This window comes from Nocardioides sp. BE266 (assembly GCF_031457855.1).
Classification (GTDB): Bacteria; Actinomycetota; Actinomycetes; order Propionibacteriales; family Nocardioidaceae; genus Nocardioides.
The window spans coordinates 852,026-871,089 of the sequence record NZ_JAURTI010000002.1 but is presented as its reverse complement, the minus strand read 5'-3'; the positions used below and the strand labels follow the sequence as shown (position 1 = coordinate 871,089).

The 19,064-nt window shown below is 71.8% G+C and carries 18 protein-coding genes; 4 read left to right on the top strand and 14 right to left on the bottom strand.

Features of this window, described 5'->3' with window-relative positions; genetic code table 11:
- Window positions 1-24: 24 nt before the first annotated feature.
- From J2X46_RS08530 to ftsE, 11 genes are all read right to left on the bottom strand, one after another.
- A complete protein-coding gene (locus tag J2X46_RS08530; RefSeq protein ID WP_310249142.1) occupies window positions 25-939 on the bottom strand; it encodes an ROK family protein in 915 nt (304 codons plus the stop codon).
- Window positions 936-2,342 (bottom strand): glycoside hydrolase family 3 N-terminal domain-containing protein, encoded by a 1,407-nt coding sequence (locus J2X46_RS08525; protein ID WP_310249140.1) that lies wholly within the window; start codon window positions 2,340-2,342, stop codon window positions 936-938. Before J2X46_RS08525 ends, J2X46_RS08530 begins: the two co-directional genes overlap by 4 nt.
- Complete coding sequence (locus tag J2X46_RS08520) at window positions 2,339-3,178, bottom strand: carbohydrate ABC transporter permease (RefSeq protein ID WP_310249139.1); 840 nt, start codon at window positions 3,176-3,178, stop codon at window positions 2,339-2,341. Before J2X46_RS08520 ends, J2X46_RS08525 begins: the two co-directional genes overlap by 4 nt.
- On the bottom strand, window positions 3,178-4,137 hold the full coding sequence (locus J2X46_RS08515; protein ID WP_310249137.1) for a sugar ABC transporter permease: 960 nt from the start codon (window positions 4,135-4,137) through the stop codon (window positions 3,178-3,180). The genes J2X46_RS08520 and J2X46_RS08515 overlap by 1 nt, the downstream gene beginning before the upstream one ends.
- Window positions 4,138-4,252: 115 nt before the next feature.
- Window positions 4,253-5,542, bottom strand: coding sequence for an extracellular solute-binding protein (locus J2X46_RS08510; protein ID WP_310249135.1), 1,290 nt, complete (start codon window positions 5,540-5,542; stop codon window positions 4,253-4,255).
- A 56-nt stretch (window positions 5,543-5,598) separates the two neighbouring features.
- Window positions 5,599-6,732 (bottom strand): ROK family transcriptional regulator, encoded by a 1,134-nt coding sequence (locus J2X46_RS08505; protein ID WP_310249133.1) that lies wholly within the window; start codon window positions 6,730-6,732, stop codon window positions 5,599-5,601.
- A 64-nt stretch (window positions 6,733-6,796) separates the two neighbouring features.
- Window positions 6,797-7,663, bottom strand: a complete 867-nt coding sequence (locus J2X46_RS08500) for an amidohydrolase family protein (RefSeq protein ID WP_310249132.1) — start codon at window positions 7,661-7,663, stop codon at window positions 6,797-6,799.
- 4 nt (window positions 7,664-7,667) lie between these two features.
- Entirely contained in the window at window positions 7,668-8,147 is a 480-nt protein-coding gene (gene smpB / locus J2X46_RS08495; RefSeq protein WP_310249130.1) for an SsrA-binding protein SmpB, read from the bottom strand.
- 88 nt (window positions 8,148-8,235) lie between these two features.
- Window positions 8,236-9,471 (bottom strand): peptidoglycan DD-metalloendopeptidase family protein, encoded by a 1,236-nt coding sequence (locus tag J2X46_RS08490; RefSeq protein WP_310249128.1) that lies wholly within the window; start codon window positions 9,469-9,471, stop codon window positions 8,236-8,238.
- 120 nt (window positions 9,472-9,591) lie between these two features.
- On the bottom strand, window positions 9,592-10,503 hold the full coding sequence (gene ftsX / locus J2X46_RS08485) for a permease-like cell division protein FtsX (protein ID WP_310249126.1): 912 nt from the start codon (window positions 10,501-10,503) through the stop codon (window positions 9,592-9,594).
- Between the two features lie 36 nt (window positions 10,504-10,539).
- Window positions 10,540-11,229 (bottom strand): cell division ATP-binding protein FtsE, encoded by a 690-nt coding sequence (gene ftsE / locus J2X46_RS08480; RefSeq protein WP_310249124.1) that lies wholly within the window; start codon window positions 11,227-11,229, stop codon window positions 10,540-10,542.
- 138 nt (window positions 11,230-11,367) lie between these two features.
- On the opposite strand from ftsE, the gene J2X46_RS08475 reads away from it, so the two are divergent.
- Window positions 11,368-11,886 carry a SigE family RNA polymerase sigma factor gene (locus J2X46_RS08475; RefSeq protein ID WP_310249122.1) on the top strand — a complete coding sequence of 173 codons (519 nt, stop codon included), beginning with the start codon at window positions 11,368-11,370 and terminating at the stop codon, window positions 11,884-11,886.
- On the top strand, window positions 11,879-13,105 hold the full coding sequence (locus J2X46_RS08470) for a hypothetical protein (protein WP_310249120.1): 1,227 nt from the start codon (window positions 11,879-11,881) through the stop codon (window positions 13,103-13,105). The genes J2X46_RS08475 and J2X46_RS08470 overlap by 8 nt, the downstream gene beginning before the upstream one ends.
- 13 nt (window positions 13,106-13,118) lie before the next feature.
- On the opposite strand, the gene prfB is transcribed toward J2X46_RS08470, so the two are convergent.
- The 3 genes from prfB to J2X46_RS08455 all read right to left on the bottom strand — a co-directional run bounded on the left by prfB (window position 13,119) and on the right by J2X46_RS08455 (window position 16,059).
- Window positions 13,119-14,234, bottom strand: a complete 1,116-nt coding sequence (gene prfB, locus J2X46_RS08465) for a peptide chain release factor 2 (RefSeq protein ID WP_310249118.1) — start codon at window positions 14,232-14,234, stop codon at window positions 13,119-13,121.
- A 58-nt stretch (window positions 14,235-14,292) separates the two neighbouring features.
- Window positions 14,293-15,096 carry a hypothetical protein gene (locus tag J2X46_RS08460; protein WP_310249116.1) on the bottom strand — a complete coding sequence of 268 codons (804 nt, stop codon included), beginning with the start codon at window positions 15,094-15,096 and terminating at the stop codon, window positions 14,293-14,295.
- 177 nt (window positions 15,097-15,273) lie between these two features.
- A complete protein-coding gene (locus J2X46_RS08455; RefSeq protein ID WP_310249114.1) occupies window positions 15,274-16,059 on the bottom strand; it encodes a hypothetical protein in 786 nt (261 codons plus the stop codon).
- 99 nt (window positions 16,060-16,158) lie between these two features.
- On the opposite strand from J2X46_RS08455, the gene J2X46_RS08450 reads away from it, so the two are divergent.
- Together J2X46_RS08450 and J2X46_RS08445 are read left to right on the top strand one after the other, a co-directional pair.
- Window positions 16,159-18,732 carry an AAA family ATPase gene (locus tag J2X46_RS08450; RefSeq protein ID WP_310249113.1) on the top strand — a complete coding sequence of 858 codons (2,574 nt, stop codon included), beginning with the start codon at window positions 16,159-16,161 and terminating at the stop codon, window positions 18,730-18,732.
- Window positions 18,733-18,809: 77 nt separating this feature from the next.
- Window positions 18,810-19,061: a DUF4242 domain-containing protein gene (locus J2X46_RS08445; RefSeq protein WP_310249112.1), complete on the top strand. Its 252-nt coding sequence runs from the start codon at window positions 18,810-18,812 to the stop codon at window positions 19,059-19,061.
- The last annotated feature ends 3 nt before the right edge of the window (window positions 19,062-19,064 follow it).

Here is a 19,064-nt window from a genome sequence, read left to right as displayed (position 1 = left end):
CACACGGTAGCGAGCGGGCCGAGCTCAACGACCGAGGATCGCCGCGCCCACCGCCGCCACGGGATAGCCGGGTGGCACCATGCTCAGCCGGTCGGCCAGGCCGAGCGAGGCGAGGAACGGTGAGCCCTCCCCCAGCCGCTTGAGCTGCTCGACGACCGCGAGCCGCAGCGGCTCGCCGACCTCGGTCACGCCGCCGCCGAGCACGATCCGCTCCGGGTCGATGGTGAGGCCGAGCATCCGGATGGCGCTCGCCACGCCCCAGCAGAAGCGGTCGCGCACGGCCACCGCGGCCGCGTCGCCGGACTCTGCCGCCACGAAGAGCGCCGCCGCCGGCCACTGCTCCGTTGTCGGCCAGGCCTGCGACAGCGCGGCTCCGGAGGCGATGGTCTCGAGGCAGCCGCGCTGGCCGCAGCCGCACCGCGCGCCCTCCGGATCGACGGGGATGTGCCCGATCTCCCCCGCGGCGCTGTGCTCGCCGCGCCGCAGGCTGCCCCGCATCACGAGCCCGGCCGCGAGGCCGGTGCCGACGCTGAGGTAGACGACGTCGTCGGCCGCGGCCAGTGCGCGGGCGGCCAGCGCGGCGGCGTTGACGTCGTTCTCGATCACGACCGGCACGCCGAGCCGGTCGGCCAGCAGGTCGCGCAACGGCAGGTCGTCGCCGTTGACGTCGAGGTTGACCGCGTGGCGCAGGATGCCGCGCTCGCCGTCGACCAGCCCCGGGACGCCGACGCCGACGCGGCCGTCGAGCGGGAGGCCGGTCTGGCTGCGCAGCGCGTCGAAGACGCGGGCAGCGGTGGCCGTGACGCCGTCGGCGCCGGGCACGGTCGACTCGCGCACCTCGGCGAGGATCGTGCCGTCCGACTCGAGAACCACCCCGTGGGTCTTGGTCCCGCCGATGTCGAGCCCGACCGCTCGCGTCCCTGCCAGTGCGGCACTCACCGCGTCCACCCTGCCTCTCGCAACACCTCGACCACTGCGGCGACGCCCGGACCGGACGAGCCACGCGTACAGATTCTGGCAAGCCCACCGTCGTACGGCCCCGGCCAGCCCCACTCGACGACCACGACCGTCCGGCCGGCGCGCTCCAACCCGTCCAGCAGCGCGAGCACGTCGGGGCGCCGGTGGGCATCGCGCACCTGCACCACGAGGGGTACGACGTCGGGGATGCCGTCGCCCGACGGATCGACCCGGACGTCGGGCCCGAGGCCCCAGGCGACCTCGCCGACGGCGATGTTGGCGGTGGTCTCGACGCTGACGACCGTCGCGCCGGCCAGGTCGGGCAGCGAGCCCTCCACCAGCAGCGCGTCGACCGCGGCCGCGGTCTGGCGCAGGCGGTCGGGCTCCCCTCCCCCGCCCGCGACGGGCACCGCCATCGCCGCCACCCGTTCGGCCGCGTCAGCGAGCCGCGCGTGGTCGAGCCGGCCTTCAGCCACCGCTGCGACTACCGCGTCGCAGATCTCCTCGACCAGCGATGCCGGCTTGTCCGGACCGATGCAGAGCAGGTCGCAGCCGGCGACGAGCGCCAGCACCGACGCCTCCGGGATGCCCCGTGACGCCGAGGCACCGGCCATGTCGAGCGCGTCGCTGACGATGACCCCGTCGAAGTCGAGCACCTCGCGGAGCATGGCCAGCACGACCGGGCTCAGGGTCGCCGGGCGGTCGGGGTCGAGCGCCGGCACCACGATGTGCGAGGTCATCACCGCGGCGGTCCCGGCCTCGACGGCGGCGTCGAACGGCACGAGCTCGCGGGCCGCGAGGGTGTCGGCGTCGACGTCGATCCGCGGGAGGTCGAGGTGGCTGTCGGTGGCGGTGTCGCCGTGGCCGGGGAAGTGCTTGGCGCAGGCCGCGACGCCGGTCGACTGCAGGCCCCTGGTCCACGCTGCCACGTGCGCGGCGACGGCCTCGGGTTCGGTGCCGAAGCTGCGGGTGCCGATGACGGGGTTGTCGGGGTCGCTGTTGACGTCGGCGTCGGGCGCGAGGTCGAGCGTGACGCCGACCGCGGCGAGCTCCGTGCCGACCCAGCGCCCGACCGCCTCGGTGAGGTCCGGGTCGTCGATCGCGCCGAGGGCCGCGGCGCCCAGCACGGTGCTCGGCTCGCGCGTGTGGAGCCGGCTCACGTCGCCGCCCTCCTCGTCGACGGCGATCACCGCGCGCGGGTTGGCCGCGCGGATCGCGGCGCTCAGGGCGGCCGTGGTCTCGGCGCCACCGGCGGTGTTGCTGCCGAAGTAGCAGATCCCGCCGAGGCCCTCCTCGAGCAGGGCGCGGTAGTCCTCGGGCAGCGTCGTACCGCTGAAGCCGGGCAGCAGCACCTGCAGGGCAAGGGTGCGGACGTCGGGGCTCATCCCTTGACCGCGCCTGCGGTGAGGCCGCTGACCATCCGGCCCTGGACGACGAGGAAGAAGATGATCACGGGCACGGCGATGAGCGTGGAGCCCGCCATGATCCCGCCCCAGTCGGTGCCGCTGTTGACGTCGGTGAAGGTCGAGAGCCAGAGCGGCAGGGTGCGCTGGTCCTCGCGGGTCATCACGACCAACGCGAGGGTGAACTCGTTCCAGGCCTGGATGAAGCCGAAGACGCCCGTGGCGACCAGGCCCGGTGCGAGCAGCGGGAAGGTGACGCGGAGGAAGGCCTGCATGCGGGTGCAGCCGTCCATCATCGCGGCCTCCTCGAGCTCGTAGGGGACGCCCGCGACGAAGCCGCGGAGGGTCCAGATCGTGAAGGGGAGCACGCCGGCGACGTAGACGATCGTCAGGCCGATGACGGTGTTGAGCAGCTCCATGCTCTCGAGCATCTTGTACTGGGAGATGAAGAGGCCCTCGACGGGGATCATCTGGATCACCAGCAGCGTGACGACGAACGACATCCGGCCCCTGAACCGGAAGCGCGAGACCGCGACCGCGGCCACGAACGCGAAGGCCAGCGCGACCACGATCGTCAGCCCGGTGACCATCAGGCTGACCTTCAGCGCGTTGACGAACTGGTCGGTCTCGAAGACGGTGCGGAAGTTGTCGAGGTCGCCGCCGAACGGCACCCAGGTCGGCACCGGGTTGCGGATCTCGTTGCGGTCGAGGAACGAGCTGTTGACCATCCAGTAGACCGGGAAGGCCGCCACGACGAAGGTCAGCAGGCCGAGCACGTCGGCGAGCGCGCGGACGGGGCGGGGCGTGGGGCGGGCCATCAGTCTTCGGTCCTCTCCTGGCGGATCATCGACCGGACGTAGGGGGCGGTCAGCAGGACGGTGAGGCCGAGCATGAAGATCGCGACGGCCGCGGACGTGCCGAAGTCACCACCGCCGATGCCGAGCCGGTAGATGTAGGTGCCGAGCAGGTTCGTGTCGGTGGCACTGCCGCCGGCCTTCTGGAGGATGTAGATCTGCGCGAAGACGCGCAGGTCCCAGATCACCTGGAGCAGCCCGACCACCATCAGCACGGGGCGGATGCTCGGCAGCACCACGTGGCGCAGCCGGTGCCACGGCCCGGCGCCGTCGATCTCGGCAGCCTCGACGAGCTCCTCGGAGACCTGCGTCAGGGCGGCGTACACCGTGAAGGCGACGAACGGGACGCTCATCCACACCACGATGACCGTCGCGACGAAGTAGAACGACAGCGGCCGGAGCAGCCAGCCGTGGCCCTGGAAGTCGCCGCCGAGGCTGGTGAGGAGGTAGTTGACGACGCCGTACTGGGTGTCGAAGAGCCACTGCCACACGGTCAGCGAGGCGACCACCGGCATCGCCCACGCGAGCAGCAGCCCCGTCTGCGCGAGCAGCCGCACCGGCTTCGACATCGCCCGCATCACCAGCGCGAGGCCGACGCCGAACAGCATCGTGACGGCGGCGTTGACCAGGCAGAAGACGACGGTGCGCAGCGTCACGCGCCACAGGTAGGCGTCGGTGAAGAGCTCGCGGTAGTTGTCGAGCCCGACCCACTCCGGCGGCCGGCCGAACTGCTGCGCCAGCCCGAACTCCTGGAAGGACAGGATCACCTGGCGCACCAGCGGGTAGCCGAGCGCCAGGCCCAGGGCCAGCACGGCCGGGGCGACCAGGAGGTACGGCAACGGGGTGCCGCGGCGAACGGGCCGGGCCGGGCGGTCCGGACGCTGGCGGCGTACGGGGCGGAGGACGGTCTGACGCTGGGTCATCGCGGCCTCCTCTCCTACGGCGGTTCGGGTGCTCATCATGCTGGCTCTCGTCCGATCCTGGGCAGGCGACGGCGGGGGCAGCGGCTCGCGCCGCCCCCGCCGTGCCGTTCGGGGGTCAGCCGTTCAGCTGGCCGCTCATCTGCTCGTCGGCCTTGCCGGCGAGCTCGGTCACGTCACCGCCCTGGGCGAGGGCGCTGAAGAGGTCCTCCAGGACGCGCGAGCCCTCGACGTTGGCCCAGCCCGGGGCCGCCGGGGTGAGCTTGGCGTTGGACGCGGCCTCGATGGTGGCGGCGGCGTACTCGTCGTCACCGAGCAGCGAGGCGAGCGAGTTCTTCGCAGGCGTCAGGCCGTTCTCGGCCATGATCGTCTGGTAGTCGTCGCTGAGCATCAGGGCCACGGCCTTCTGGGCGAGGTCCTGGTTGGCCGACTTCGCGGCGATGGCGATGTCGGAGCCGCCGAGCAGCACCGGCGCGGGCGAGCCGTCATCGCCGGGGAGCGCGAAGACGCCCATCTGCTTGGCGAAGGTGTCGGGGCACCCGGTGTCGTCGGCCTCGATCAGGCCCTTGACCCAGCCGGGGGTCGACATCATGCCGACCTCACCGGCGCAGTACGGCGTCCACGGGTCGGCCTCGTTGCCGTCCTTGGGGGCGCCGGAGGCCTGCATGAACAGCTCCTGCGCGGTCTCCAGACCGGCGATGGAGGCGTCGGAGCTGAGCGCCGGGCTCCACTCGCCGCCGTCCTCGGTGGCGAGGTCGCCACCGGCCGCCCACACGAAGGCGGCGCCGTTGCGCCAGTCCTGGCCGGGGAACCAGAAGCCGGAGAAGTTCGCGGGCTTCGGGTTGTCCTTCTTCAGCGTGATGGCCGCCTGGACGAACTCGTCGAGCGTGGTCGGGACCTCGAGGCCGGACTTCTTGAAGAGGTCCTTGCGGTAGAAGATGTACTTCGAGCCGGCGTAGTAGGGCACGGCGTAGGTCTTGCCGTCGACGGTCGCGCCGTCGACGAAGCCCGGCAGCAGGTCGTCGCCACCGAGGTCGCCGAGCTCACCGGTGAGGTCGGCGAAGGCGCCGGCCGAGGTGAAGGTCGGGGCCTGGGTGTTGCCGATCTCGACGACGTCGGGCGTCTCGGACTCGCTCGAGAGGGAGGTGGTGAGCTTCTCGACGAGGCCGTCCCACTCCTGCTGCTCGATGGTCAGCGTGGAGCCGGGGTTCTGGTCCTCGAAGGTCTTCTTCAGCCAGTCACGGGCCTCCTGCGGGGTGTCCGTGCCGTTGAGCCAGACGCGGATGTCCGCCGACTCCGGGCCGCCGCTGTCGCTGGACGACCCTTCGTCATCGCTTCCGCACGCGGCGAGCGTCGTCAGCGCGAGAGCTGCGACCGCCACCCCGGTCAGTGACTTCTTGATGCGCACCACAGTGTTCCTCTCATCGGTGTACCTCGTCGGGTACCTGTTGGGGGTCGCGGGGCTCACGAGACGCCCAGCTCGCCGGCGAGGACGAGGACGGCCGCACCAACGACCACGACGTCATCACCGAGCTTGGAGGTGCGGACGGTGAGGCCGGCCGAGCTGACCGGCATCGTCCGTTCGCGGATGGTCCGGTCCGCTGCGTCGAGCAGCGGACCGCCGAGAAGCTCAGCGGGGCCGCTGAGCACGATCTCGTGGAGGTTGAGCGCGGCGACGATGGGCGCCAGCACCTCCCCCAGCTGGGTGCCGACCTCGGTCAGCACGGCGGGCGCGTCGACCCCCGGCTCGGCCGTACGACGTCGCAGCCGGGGCGCCGACAGGACGGTCTCCAGGCAGCCCGTGCGCGAGCACGCGCAGCGCTCGCCGTCGGGGTCGACCACGACGTGGCCGATCTCGCCCGAGGCACCGAGGTGGCCGTGCAGCAGCGAGCCGCCGAGCACGAGGCCCGCGCCGACACCGGTGCCGACCCGGATCACCATCAGGCCGCCGTCGCCGGACTCGCCGAACGTGTGCTCGCCGAGCACGGCGGTGTTGGCGTCGTTGGCGACGAAGACCGGGACGTCGAAGACCTCGGCCAGCCGGGCGGCGAGCGGGGTGTCGGTCCAGGCCAGGTTGGGGGCGTCGATCACGGTGCCGGCGGTGTCGACGACACCGGGGCTGCCGACGCCCATGCCCAGCACCGGGCGCTCGGTCATGTCCATCAGCTCGGCCGCGAGCTGCTGGACCAGCTCGACCGCCTGCTCCCCCTCGGCGCCGTCGACGTGCACCTCGTGGCGGGACAGGACGGTGCCGGCCAGGTTGACCACGGCACCCGACATCCGGTCGGTCTCCGACAGGTCGAGGGCGATGATGTGGTGGGAGTCCGCCGCCAGGCCGACAAGTGTGGGGGGCTTGCCGACCCGGCTCTCGGCGGGGGCTCCGAGCTCGGAGACGAACCCTTCGGACAGCATCTCCCCGACCAGGTCCGACACCGTGACGCGGGTCAGGCCGCTGGCGCGGGCGAGGTCGGCGCGGCTGGCCGGACCCTCGCGGAAGAGCTGCTGGAGCAGCAGGGAGCGGTGGTGGCGACGGGCGTCCTCCTGGAGGAGCTTGCCTTGCGGTCGCAGTGGGCGACCCACCGGTGTGTTCGGGCTCACATTAGTTAGTTCACCGCACTTACTTATCCCGCGTCAAGGGTGACTCGCGAGAAATTCCAGCGGATCAGTCCAGCAGCGCGGCCGTGTTGTCCCAGCAGACGGCCCGCAGCCACTCCTCCCCCAGGTCGAGGCGCGCCAGGGCGTCGAGCTGCTCGCCATAGGCGTAGGGGATGTTCGGGAAGTCGCTGCCCAGGTGCACATTCCCCGCCAGGCCGAGGTCGCGCAGCCGCGGCAGCAGCGCGGGCGGGTAGGCCCCGCCCATCTCGTCGAAGAACCGCGTGAAGGCCATCGTCGTGTCGAGGGCGACCCGCTCGTGGGTCTCGGCGAGCGCCAGGAAGTCGTCGTACTCAGGCGCGCCGGCGTGGGCGATCACCAGCCGCAGCCGCGGGTGGCGGGCCAGCAGCGCGGCCACCGGTGCGGGGCCGGTGTGCTCCGTGGGCACCGGGCCGCTGCCCGCGTGCAGCACCACGGGCGTGCCCGTCTCGGCGATCACCCCCCACGCCTCGTCGAGCAGCGGGTCGGTCACCGTGAACGCACCCACCTGCACGTGCACCTTCCAGACCTGAACCGTCTCGCTGCGCGCGGTGACGTACGACGTCACGCCGGGCTCGGGGAAGAAGGTGCCGCACACCGCCGCCTCGGGCACCCGCTCCGCGAAGCCGGCGGCCCAGTCGTTGAGGAACTCGGCCATGTCGGGCCTGTGGGCGTAGGGCAGCGCGGTGAAGCGGCGCACGCCGAACGAGCGCAGCGTCTCGACCAGGACGTCGTCGTCGTCGCGGTAGCGCAGCGGCCACGGCCGGCCGATGAGCGGGCCGGCGGAGTCGAACTGGGCGCGGACCTTGGCCATCACGCGCGGCGGCAGGAAGTGGGTGTGCAGGTCCTGGAGGCCGGGGATCCCGAGCTCCTCGGCGAACACGCGCGGGTCGGTCACCCGCTCAGTCCCGGTGCCCCTTGAGGCGCCGCTGGACGGCCTCGACCTTCTCGCGGTTGGCCGTGCGCTCGGCGAGGGTGTGGCGCTTGTCGTAGGACTTCTTGCCCTTGGCCAGCGCGATCTCGACCTTGGCCCGGCCGTCCTTGAAGTACAGCGACAGCGGCACGATCGTGTAGCCCTTGTCGGTGATCTTGCGCTCGATCTTGTCGATCTCCGAGCGGTTGAGCAGCAGCTTGCGACGGCGGCGGGCGGAGTGGTTGGTCCAGGTGCCCTGGCTGTACTCCGGGATGTGCACACCGAGGAGCCACGCCTCGCCGTTGTCGATCTCGGCGAACCCGTCGACGAGCGACGCGCGCCCCTGCCGCAGCGACTTCACCTCGGTCCCCATGAGGACGAGGCCGGCCTCCCACGTGTCCTCGATGTGGTAGTCGTGGCGCGCCTTCTTGTTCTGCGCGACCAGCTTCTGGCCCTGCTCCTTCGCCATGCACCCATTCTCCCAGAGGGCTCCAGCCGCGTGCACGGAGGTTTCGAGGCTCGCTCCGTCGCACCTCGACCACCGGGTGTGGCGGCGGTCAGAACCAGTTCATCGGGTCGACGGCCTGGCCGTTGACCATCACGGTGAAGTGCAGGTGGCAGCCGGTGGACCAGCCGGTCGAGCCCTCGTAGCCGATGACCTGGCCCTCGGCGACCTGGGCGCCGACGCCGACGTTGTAGCTGCTGGCGTGGTTGTAGATGGTGGCGACGCCGCGACCGGCCATCACGCCGTGGTCGATGACCAGGCGGTGGCCGTAGACGTCGCTCCAGTACGACGCCACGACCCGGCCCGGTGCCGCGGCCTTGAGCGGGGTGCCGCAGCCGCCGCCGAAGTCGACGCCGTCGTGCAGGCCCCAGTAGTGGTAGATCGGGTGCTCTCGGTACCCGAAGGGCGAGGTGACGTAGCCGTCGACCGGGTGGGCGAGCAGGCCGGCGGAGGGGCCGCTGGCCGCGCCCCGGGCGTTGGCGCGCTTGCGGCGCAGCGCGGCGAGGGCCCGCTTGCGGAGCATCTCCTCGATCTTGTTCTGCTGGGCTTCGTACTTGCGGAGCTTGGCGAGGTCCCGGGCACGAGCCTTGCGCGCGTCGCCCCGGGCGTCACGGCGCTCGATGACGAGCGACACGACCTCGTCCTTGGCGGACTGCTGCTCGGTCTCGAGCGTCTGCATCAGCTCGAGGTGCTCCGCGGCGGCCTCGCGCTTGGCGGCCACGTCGTCGCGGGCGTCGGAGACCTGCTCCTCCTGCACCTCGAGGAGCACCTCGGCGGCCTTCAGCTGGTCGTACGCCCTGGCCTCCTGGCCCACGACGACGTCACGTACGCCGTCGCGGCGGGTGAGCTCCTCGGTCGACTCGGCGTCGAGGAGGGAGGAGAAGGCGATCAGCTCGGGGTCGCCCTCGGAGTACATGTCGGCGACGGTGGTCGCCACGCGCTGGCGCTGCTTCTCGCGGTCGGCCGCGCCCTGCTCGAGCGCGGCCTCGGCAGCGGCGAGGTCGGCCTCGGCCTGCGCGAGCTCGGCCTGCATCTCGGCGTCCTTCTCACGCGCGACCTCGACCTTGCCGCGCGCGGTGGCGAGCCGGGTCTTGGCGACGGTGAGCTGCTCGTGCGCGGCCTCGAGGCGCGCGCTGGCCTTGCGCAGCTGGGAGCTGGACTCGTCGAGGTCCTTGTGGGCGCCCTTGAGCTGGCGCTCGACCTTGTGCTTCTTGTCCTTGAGGTCGTCGGCCTGCGCTGAGGGGACCGTGGAGACGCCCAGGGCCATGACCACAGCGAGTGCGGCCATGCGGCGATGAGCGGTACGGGGGAAGGTACGCACCGGGGGAAGCCTTTGCGTTGGGGAAGCGGGGAAGGTCGCCTTCCCGGGCCGAGGCCGGGTCGACGCCTAGACGCTAACCTCCGCGGATCAGACTTTGAGGTATTTCCGCGTCAACACGAGTGTCGGGAGCAACGTGAGCAGCGGTCCGAGGATCGCGACGGCTCCCGCGGCGAGCCAGAACTCGTCCCAGCCGATCCACGGGACGAACTTCAGGCGGTTCTTCGAGAGCTCGTCGATGCCGAAGTACATGAAGCCCCACAGCGCTGCTCCGGCGAGCGCGACACCGATGAGCGCGGTGACCAGAGCCTCGAGGAGGAAGGGCAGCGCGATGTAGAGAGTGGAGGCGCCCACCAGCCGCATGATGCCGATCTCCTTGCGGCGCGCGAAGGCCGCGAGGCGGATCGTGTTGGCGACCAGCAGCAGGGCGGCGAAGACCAGGAAGCCGGCCGTGCCGAGGGCCACCCACTGGAGCATGTTGATCGACTCCAGGATCGGGGCCACCTGCTCGCGCATGTCGCGGACCTTGGAGACGCCGTCGAGCCCTTGGACGGCGCTGGTGATGCCTTCGTACTTCTCCGGGTCGTGCAGCGTGATCCAGATCGTCTGCGGCATGTCCTCGGCGGTGATCGCCGGGTTGTCGCCGCTGAACAGCTCGTCGCCGTAGAGCTCACGGGCCTTGTCGAGGGCCTGCTCGCTGGACTCGAAGTGGAAGTCGTCGACCTCGGGGTTGTCCTCCACGACCTGCGAGATCTCGGTCTTCTGCGCGTCGGTGACCGCGTTGGGGCAGACCGCGCTGCTGTCGTTGACCCGGCAGAGGTAGACGGTGATCTGGAGCTGGTTGCCCCAGTGGTCGGCGGCCTTCGCGGCCTGCTGGTTGAACAGCACGCCGATGCCGACCAGCGTCAGCGAGACGAACAGGGTGAGCACCACCGCGAGGTGCATCGACAGGTTGCGGCGCAGGCCCTGGCCGAGCTCGGAGTAGACGTAGCGAAGCTGCATGGAGGGGAGGCTCTCGATCTGTGGGGGTGAGCTGAGTCAGTTCTGGTGGCCGTAGACGCCCTGCGCCTGGTCGCGCACGACGTGGCCGTTCTCGAGCTCGATGACGCGCTTGCGCATCTGGTCGACGATGCCGGCGTCGTGGGTGGCCATCACGACCGTCGTGCCCGTGCGGTTGATCCGGTCGAGCAGCTTCATGATGCCGACCGACGTCGTCGGGTCGAGGTTTCCGGTCGGCTCGTCGGCGATCAGGATCATCGGGCGGTTGACGAAGGCGCGCGCCACCGCGACGCGCTGCTGCTCGCCGCCGGAGAGCTCGTCGGGCATCCGGTCGCCCTTGCCGCTGAGGCCGACCAGCTCCAGCGTCTCGGGGACGACGTCCTTGATCTCCTTGCGGGACTTGCCGATCACCTGGAGCGCGAAGGCGACGTTCTCGGTGACGGTCTTGTTGGGCAGCAGGCGGAAGTCCTGGAAGACGGTGCCGATGTCACGGCGCAGCCGCGGCACCTTCCAGCTCGCGAGGCGGTTGATCTCCTTGCCGGCGACGTACACGCGACCCGTGGTGGGGCGGTACTCGCGCAGCACCAGGCGGAGGAAGGTCGACTTCCCGGAGCCCGAGGATCCGACGAGGAAGACGAACTCCCCCTTCTCGACGTCGACGGAGATGTTGTCGAGCGCGGGCTGGGGGTGGCCGACGTAGGTCTTGGTGACCTTCTCGAAGCGAATCACGCGTCGAGGCTACGTGAGGGGTGCACGAAGTCCCGAAACCCGCGCCGCGGTGCAACCCCGGCGGCGGGCAGGGCGTGTTGGGTGGGTGGAGGCGCCGGACAAGGGCGCCCTGACAGCCGGATCGACGGGGGATTGTGCATGCGCGAGAGCGCCGAGGCGGACTTCGCCGAGTTCTACGAGGCCACGTGGCCGCGCACGCTCGCGGTGACGTACGCCCTCACGGGAGACCGCGGCGTGGCCGAGGAGCTCGCCCAGGAGGCTTACGTCAAGGCGTGGTCGAACTGGGGCAAGGTGTCGCACTACGACCAGCCCGCGGCCTGGGTACGCCAGGTGGCGACCCGGTTGTCGGTCAGCCGCTGGCGGCGCAGCAAGGTCGCCGCGTCCTGGCTGGCCCGCAACCGCCGCGAGGCGGTCGCCGCCCCACCTGACGAGACGAGCACCGCGCTCGTCCAGGCGCTGCTCCAGATCCCCGAGCCCCAGCGGCGCGCCGTCGTCCTGCACCACCTCGCCGACCTCCCGGTCGACGAGGTCGCCCGCATCGAGCACTCCCCCGTCGGCACCATCAAGGCCCGGCTCTCCCGCGGTCGCACCGCCCTCGCAGCACTCCTGGCCGACGACCCGGCCGACGAGCCGAACGGAGCCCACACCCATGCCTGACCTCGACCACCTCGACCCGGCCCTCGACCGCGCCTTCGAGGCCCTCACCCGCGACCTCGCGCACTCCCCCGGCCCCGGCGCCGCCGCGGCCATGTCCACCGCCCGCACCCGTCGTCGTACGAAGGTGGGCGCCGTCGCGCTCGCCACGCTCGTCGTCGTGGGCGGCGGGCTGACCGTGCCGCAGCTGCTGCTCCCCCAGGACGGGGTGGCGTCCGGCGGCGGGTCCGCGCCCCTCGACGCAGCAGCCCTCGAGCGCGCCACCGAGGGCTGGCTCGACGGCTGGGACCTGGAGGCCAGGATGAGCGGCAGCTTCACCCGGCCCGGGTGCGATGCCCTCGACGCCACTCCCCTGTCGACCGAGCGCGGGGACACCGTGCTCTTCATAGACGACTCCAGCGCCACGGTGCGGATCTCCGGGTTCCCCGACGCCGCGGACCTCGGGCGGTCCTGGGACTACAGCGTCGGTGAGCTCTCCGCGTGCGACGGTCTCGGCACTCCGGACGAGGTGGCGGTCGACGGGACGAGCGTCCTCCACTGGCGCGTCGCCAGCCCCGACGACACCGGCGCGAGGACCACCGACGTCTGGCTCGCCAAGGACGGCCTCCGCACGGGACTGGTCGAGGTCGTGACGCCGGAGCAGGCAGCACCCGCCGACTCCGTGCGCGGCGTGGCGCAGGCACTCGTGGCCGGCGTGCGGGACGGCTGGACCGAGTCCGGCACCCAGCAGACGGCGCCGCGCCCGCTCCGCGCATCGATGCTCCCCGAGTGGCCCGACGTCGACCTCGAGGGGGCCCTCGCCGGCTGGGAGTCACCGACGAAGCGCGCTGCGACGACCTCGCCGAACCTGCTGTGCCTCCACGACCGGTTGAACGGCGTGACCACGTCGGTCACCGGCGGGGGCGGCTCGCAGCACGGCCTGTCCTACGTCGTCGCGGGCTACGACGACCCCACCGGCGGCGAGGCGAACGTCGAGCTCGTGCTCGACCAGCTGCGCGCCTGCTCGTCGACCGAGGTGACGCTCGAGACCCTGCCCAACGGCGTCCACCTGGCGACGTACGACACCGGAGGTGCCGAGCCCGAGAACGCGATCTGGGTCGCCGCCAACGGCGACCGGGCCGGGATGGTCGCGGTCGAGCGGGCCGACCGGCCGATGCCGGCGAGCGCCCGCCAGGACGTGGCCGACGCTCTCTACGAGATCCTGCACAAGCCGTGGGAGTGACGGCCCGCTGACGTCAGGCGTCGACCTTCTCCGCACCCCGGCGCCAGCGGATGCCGGCCTCCATGAAGTCGTCGAGGTCGCCGTCGAAGACCGAGGACGGGTTGCCGGACTCGTGGCCGGTCCGCAGGTCCTTGACGATCTGGTAGGGGTTGAGGACGTAGTTGCGCATCTGGTCGCCCCAGCTCGCCGCGACGTCGCCCTTGAGCTCCTTCTTGAGCGCGGCCTCCTCGGCCTTCTGCTTGGCGAGCAGCTTGGCCTTGAGGACGACCATCGCGGAGGCCTTGTTCTGCAGCTGCGACTTCTCGTTCTGGCAGGACACGACGATGCCGGTCGGGATGTGCGTGAGGCGGACCGCGGAGTCGGTGGTGTTGACCGACTGGCCGCCGGGGCCGCCGGAGCGGAAGACGTCGACGCGGATGTCGTTCTCGTCGACCTCGACCTCGTCGGTCTGCTCGAGCACGGGCACGACCTCGACCGCGGCGAAGGAGGTCTGGCGGCGGCCCTGGTTGTCGAAGGGGCTGATCCGCACCAGGCGGTGGGTGCCGGCCTCGACCGAGAGGGTGCCGTAGGCGTAGGGCGCGTGGATGGCGAACTCGGCGGACTTGATGCCCGCCTCCTCGGCGTAGGACACGTCGTAGACCTCGACGCCGTACTTGTGCTGCTCGGCCCAGCGCGTGTACATCCGCATCAGCATCTCGGCGAAGTCGGCGGCGTCGACGCCACCGGCGCCCGAGCGGATCGTCACGATCGCCTCGCGCTCGTCGTACTCACCGGAGAGCAGGGTGCGGATCTCGAGCGACTCGACCGACTTCTTGATCCGGCCGAGCTCGGCCTCGGAGTCCGCGAGCGTGTCGGCGTCGCCCTCCTCCTTGGCCATCTCGACCATCAGGGCGAGGTCGTCGATGCGGGACTCGAGGCCGGTGAAGCGGTCCATCTCGCCCTGGAGCGCGGACAGGCGCCCGGTGATCCGGGTGGCGCTCTCGACGTCGTCCCACAGGTCGGGGGCCGCGACCTGCTCGCTGAGGTCGGCGATCTCACCGCGCATCCGGTCGAGGTTGAGGACCTGACCGACGGTCCTCATGGTCGCCTGGAGCTGCTTGATCTCTACGTCGAAGTCGATGCCTGCCACGAGAGGCAACACTACGGCCAAACGCCAGCCGGGGCCTGATCACGGGTGCCGGGTGCGCTCACGGGAGGCAGAGCACCTCCGGGGTGCCCGCCGCCACGTGGCTCAGCGGGGCCGTCGTGTCGTTGTTGAACGTGGTCAGGTTGATCGTGAGCCGTTGCACACCGGGGATCTCGAAGGCCTGGTCCACGAAGGTCCGCCCGCCGGGCGCGAGCGGGTAGCTCTCGAGCGTCCCGGATCCGGCGGACAGCGAGACCTGGCCCTGGGCGCCCGGCAGCACCGTGCCGTCCACGAACCCGTAGGTCGCGCGCACGGTCTGGCAGCGCGAGCCGAGGTCGTACGTCACGGAGGGCATGCAGCCCGCGAAACCCGTGACCACCAGGCTCGCGGGATAGGTCACTCCGCCGATCTGCACGGTGGAGCCGAGGGTCACGCCGCAGCTCGCCCAGGGCTGCTGGTCGGCCAGCCGCTCCCACCGGAGCACGGCGACCTTCATCGACCAGCTGCGGTGGCCCCGGAGCCCGTTCGCCGGGGGCATGAGGACGCGGTACGAGCGCACCCCCGGCACGGACGGCCGGTCCGTCAGGTCGAAATGACCCCTGCGGTCGAGCCGGTCGCTGTCCGTGCGGGTCCACCGTCGGCTGCCGTCGAGCCGCTGCAGCAGCCACACCGTGGCGCCGGGCGCACGCGGCCTGACGTGGCCGGCGACCCTGAAGGTGTCCCCGACCTCGACGTAGGAGGCGGAGGGGTGGGCGAAGACGGCGTACGTCGACGGCGGTGACCCCTCGGTCGATGCCGAAGGGGCCAGGACGGGCATCGCTCCCGTGACCAGGGCCGCAACGGCGACCCACACCCGAGCTGACATGGCGCACGCTCCTCCTGTCGACAGATCGTGCTCTCAGGTTCGCTCCGCACGCAGCGGCTCACCAGAGGCGCAGGTCCCTGCGTCCCCGGGCCATCTGCCCGGACGAGCAGCGGCGGGCACCCCCGGGCCTGTGACCCCGGGCGTGCCCGCCGCTGCGGACTGGTGTGCGGACCTGCGTCAGGCGGTGCAGAGCACCTCGGGCGAGCCGATGGCCGTGTAGGCGACCGACGGAGAGGTGACCGCGGTGGCCAGGTCGAACCGGATCCGGAAGGCGTCCTCGATGTCGAGCGTCTGCTGGACGACCGTGCCCACGTTCAGCGAGGGGTTGGCGAGGACGACGCCGTCGGCGGAGACCGCCACGGCACCGCTGGCGGTGCTCGCGGACTGGTCGGTCAGGGCGTACGTCGCGCGCAGCTGCAGGCACTTGCGGCCGAGCGTGTACTCGATGGACCCGTTCACGTTGGGCGTCACAGTCACGATGCTGGCGCTGTAGTAGTCGGTGGCGATGGTGGCGCCGTTGAACTCGACGTTCTGGAGCGGGCCGACCGGGCGAGCGGTCAGGGGGCTCCAGCTGTAGACCTCCACGTCGAGCGCCTTGCTCACGCCCTTGCGGATGCCGTTGGAGGCCGGCTTGACCACGCGGTACTGGCGCTTGCCGGCCGTCGAGGGCACGTCGGTGAGCTTGTAGGTGCCGTTGGACTTGATCTTGGCGTCGCCGGTGGCCTTCCACGACTTCTTGTTGCCGACGCGCTGCTGCAGGATCACCTTCTGGCCGGCGGCCTTCGGGGTGACCCGGCCCTTGACCTTGATGGTGGTCTCCTTGCCGATCGCCATCGTCTTGTTGACCTTGGCGGTCACGGTGTACGAGCCGGCCTTGGCGGGCGCGGCCGTCGACGGCGTCGCGAGGGCGAGCGGTGCGATGGCCAGGGCGGCGGCCGCGGTGAAGGCGGTGAAGCGGTTCATGAGTGGTCCCCGTGGGTGTGGGTTGCGGCCCTGAAGGCCCTTGCACGGTGGAGACTCTCGCACTCCCGGAAAAGTTGCCACCGATCTAGCATCGGCTCCATGACGCTCCTCGAGCGCGACGAGCACCTGCAGGCCGCCGCCGGCTACCTGGCCGACGCGGCCGCTGGGCACGGGCGTCTGGTGTACGTCGGCGGCGAGGCCGGAGTCGGCAAGACGTCCTTCCTGGAGGGGGTCGCCAGCATGGCCGAGGCGCAGGTTGCGGTGGGCTGGTGCGACGGCTCGGCGACGCCGCCGCCGCTGGGCCCGCTCGTCGACATGCTGCCCGACCTCCCGGACGGCGTGTGGCCCGACGGCGCCTCGCGCTCGCAGCTGTTCGCCAACGTGCTGGCCGCGCTGCGCGACCCGCCCGGCGGTACGCCGTACCTGTTGGTGGTGGAGGACGCGCACTGGGCGGACGAGGCGACGCTCGACCTGGTGCGCCACCTCGCGCGACGCATCCACGCGTGCCGCGCGCTGGTGATGGTGAGCTACCGCCCCGAGGACACGACCGTCGGCGACGGGCTGCGGGTCCTGCTGGGCGACACGGCGTCGGCCACCGGCACGCGGCGCATCGACCTCTCCCCGCTCACCGTCGACGGCGTCGCCAAGCTGGCCGCCGAGCACGGCGCCTTCGCGGCGGGTGCGACAGCCGAGCTGCACGCGGTGACCGGCGGCAACCCGTTCTTCGTCACCGAGGCGCTCGCCTCGCGGGGCGAGCTGCCGCAGACCGTGCGCGACGCGGTCCTCGCGAGGGTCGCCCGCCTCGACGAGGGCAGCCAGCGGGCCCTCGAGCTGGTGGCGCTCGCCGGCTCGCGCGCCGAGGCCGACGTGCTCGGTCCGCTGCTCCACGACGGCCTCGCCACCCTCGACGAGCCGCTCACGCGCGGGCTGCTGCGGCGCTCGGGCGACGACGTGCTCTTCCGCCACGAGCTGGCCCGGCTCGCGGTGCTCGAGGAGGTGCCGGCCGGGCGGGCGGTCCACCTGCACCGCCGGCTGTACGCCGCCCTCGCCGGGCGCGGCGCCGATCCCGCCCGGCTGGCCCACCACGCCGAGGCCGCCGGTGACGGCGCCGCGGTCCTCGTGCACGCCCGCGACGCGGCGGCCGGGGCGGCCGAGCTGGGGGCGCACCGCGAGGCGTCGCGACAGTACGAGCGCGCGCTGCGCCACGGCGACGACCTGCCGACGGGCGACCGCGCCCAGCTGCTGTGGGACCTCGGCTACGAGTACTACCTGACCAACCGGATCCAGGAGTCGATCGAGACGGTCGGTCGCGCGCGCGACCTGTGGGACTCCCTCGGTGACGACCTTCGCGTCGGTGACGCGTGGCGCTGCCAGTCGCGGCTCCAGTGGTTCGCCGGCCACAACGAGGAGGCCCGCGAGTGCGCCGACCGTGCCGTCGAGCTGCTCGAGGGCACCGACTCGGTCGAGCAGGCGATGGCGCTCAGCAACCGCGCCGGGCTGTCCATGCTGAAGACCCAGCTCGCGCCCACCCGCGACTGGGGCGAGCGCACCCTGGCCGTCCTCGACGTGCTGCCGGACGGCACCGGCCAGGAGGTCCGGGTGCACGCGCTCAACAACCTCGGCACCATCGAGATCACCGCAGGCGACCTCACGGAGGGCAAGCGGATGCTGGAGCAGTCGCTCGAGGGTGCCCGCGCCGCCAACCTCCAGGAGCACGCGGCGCGCGCCTACTGCAACCTCTCCTCCACCGCGGTCGCGCAGCGGCGCCACGCCGACGCGTTCCGCTGGCTCGACGAGGGACTCACCTACTGCATCGACCGCGACCTCGACTCGTGGACGGGCTACCTGCGCGGCTGGCGCTCGCGGCTGCACCTCGACCGCGGCGAGGAGGCCGAGGCCCGCGCCGACGCCACCGCGGTGATGCGCGGCGGCTCCAGCGCGGTCGGGTCGCTCGAGCCGCTGCTGGTGCTGGCCCAGCTCGACGTACGTGCCGGCACCGGTTCTCCGGACGAGGCCTTCGCGCAGGCGGTCGAGATGTCGGAGGCGATGGCCGAGGCGCAACGCATCGGGCCCACCGCGGCAGCCCGGTGCGAGGCGGCGTGGATCGCGGGCGACGAGGCGACCATCGCCGACGTCGCCACCCACGCCTGGTCCTACGTCGAGGACGTCGACTGCCCGTGGCACCGTGGTGAGGTGGCGACGTGGTTGCCCGCCGAGGTGGACGCCGGCCTGCCGATCGCACCGCCCTACGTCCTGGAGCGGGAGGGTCGCTGGGCCGAGGCCGCGGACCTGTGGGAGTCGCTGGAGTCGCCCTTCGAGCAGGCGCTCGCGCTGGCCCGCAGCGGCGACGCGGAGCTGGTCACCGAGGCGGTGCGGATCTTCGACCGGATGGGCGCGAGCGCCGCAGCCACCCGTGCCCGTACGACGTTGCAGGCGCTGGGCGCGCCGGTCCCGCGCGCGACCCAAGCGAGCAGCCACCCGCACGGCCTGACCCCGCGCGAGCAGGAGGTGCTCGCGCTGGTGGCGCGCGGACTGGGCGACGCCGCGATCGCCGAGACCCTCGTCATCTCGCGGCGCACCGCCGAGCACCACGTGGCCGCGATCCTCGGCAAGGTCGGCGTACGTAGCCGGCGTGAGCTGGAGACAGGTAGTGCCGACGGCTCTTCTGGGTAGCGACTACCGATGAGCCGGAGGGGGTCTGCGCGGTCCACTGGGGGAGTCAGCACGACACCCAACGAAAAGGAACTGCAATGCCTCTCTTCATGGACGTCCACTCGCTCGGCGACGGTGTGACGATGGACGACGTCGCCAAGGCCCACCAGGCCGACCTGGCCACCCAGGGCCCGCACGACGTCAGCTACCAGCGTTACTGGGTCGACGAGGAGAAGGGCCAGATCTTCTGCCTCGTCGAGGCCCCGAACGCCGAGGCCGCCAACACCGTGCACCGCGAGGCGCACGGCCTGGTCGCCGACCGCATCTTCCAGGTGCAGGAAGGCGTCTGACGC

What these genes read in the sequence shown, in the direction of transcription:
- J2X46_RS08525 (WP_310249140.1), bottom strand. Translation starts at nt 2,342, where the DNA reads ATGAGCCCCGACGTCCGCACCCTTGCCCTGCAGGTGCTGCTGCCCGGC.
- J2X46_RS08520 (WP_310249139.1), bottom strand. Translation starts at nt 3,178, where the DNA reads ATGGCCCGCCCCACGCCCCGCCCCGTCCGCGCGCTCGCCGACGTGCTC.
- J2X46_RS08515 (WP_310249137.1), bottom strand. Translation starts at nt 4,137, where the DNA reads ATGACCCAGCGTCAGACCGTCCTCCGCCCCGTACGCCGCCAGCGTCCG.
- smpB (WP_310249130.1), bottom strand. Translation starts at nt 8,147, where the DNA reads ATGGCGAAGGAGCAGGGCCAGAAGCTGGTCGCGCAGAACAAGAAGGCG.
- J2X46_RS08490 (WP_310249128.1), bottom strand. Translation starts at nt 9,471, where the DNA reads ATGGCCGCACTCGCTGTGGTCATGGCCCTGGGCGTCTCCACGGTCCCC.
- ftsX (WP_310249126.1), bottom strand. Translation starts at nt 10,503, where the DNA reads ATGCAGCTTCGCTACGTCTACTCCGAGCTCGGCCAGGGCCTGCGCCGC.
- J2X46_RS08475 (WP_310249122.1), top strand. Translation starts at nt 11,368, where the DNA reads ATGCGCGAGAGCGCCGAGGCGGACTTCGCCGAGTTCTACGAGGCCACG.
- J2X46_RS08470 (WP_310249120.1), top strand. Translation starts at nt 11,879, where the DNA reads ATGCCTGACCTCGACCACCTCGACCCGGCCCTCGACCGCGCCTTCGAG.
- J2X46_RS08460 (WP_310249116.1), bottom strand. Translation starts at nt 15,096, where the DNA reads ATGTCAGCTCGGGTGTGGGTCGCCGTTGCGGCCCTGGTCACGGGAGCG.
- J2X46_RS08455 (WP_310249114.1), bottom strand. Translation starts at nt 16,059, where the DNA reads ATGAACCGCTTCACCGCCTTCACCGCGGCCGCCGCCCTGGCCATCGCA.
- J2X46_RS08450 (WP_310249113.1), top strand. Translation starts at nt 16,159, where the DNA reads ATGACGCTCCTCGAGCGCGACGAGCACCTGCAGGCCGCCGCCGGCTAC.
- J2X46_RS08445 (WP_310249112.1), top strand. Translation starts at nt 18,810, where the DNA reads ATGCCTCTCTTCATGGACGTCCACTCGCTCGGCGACGGTGTGACGATG.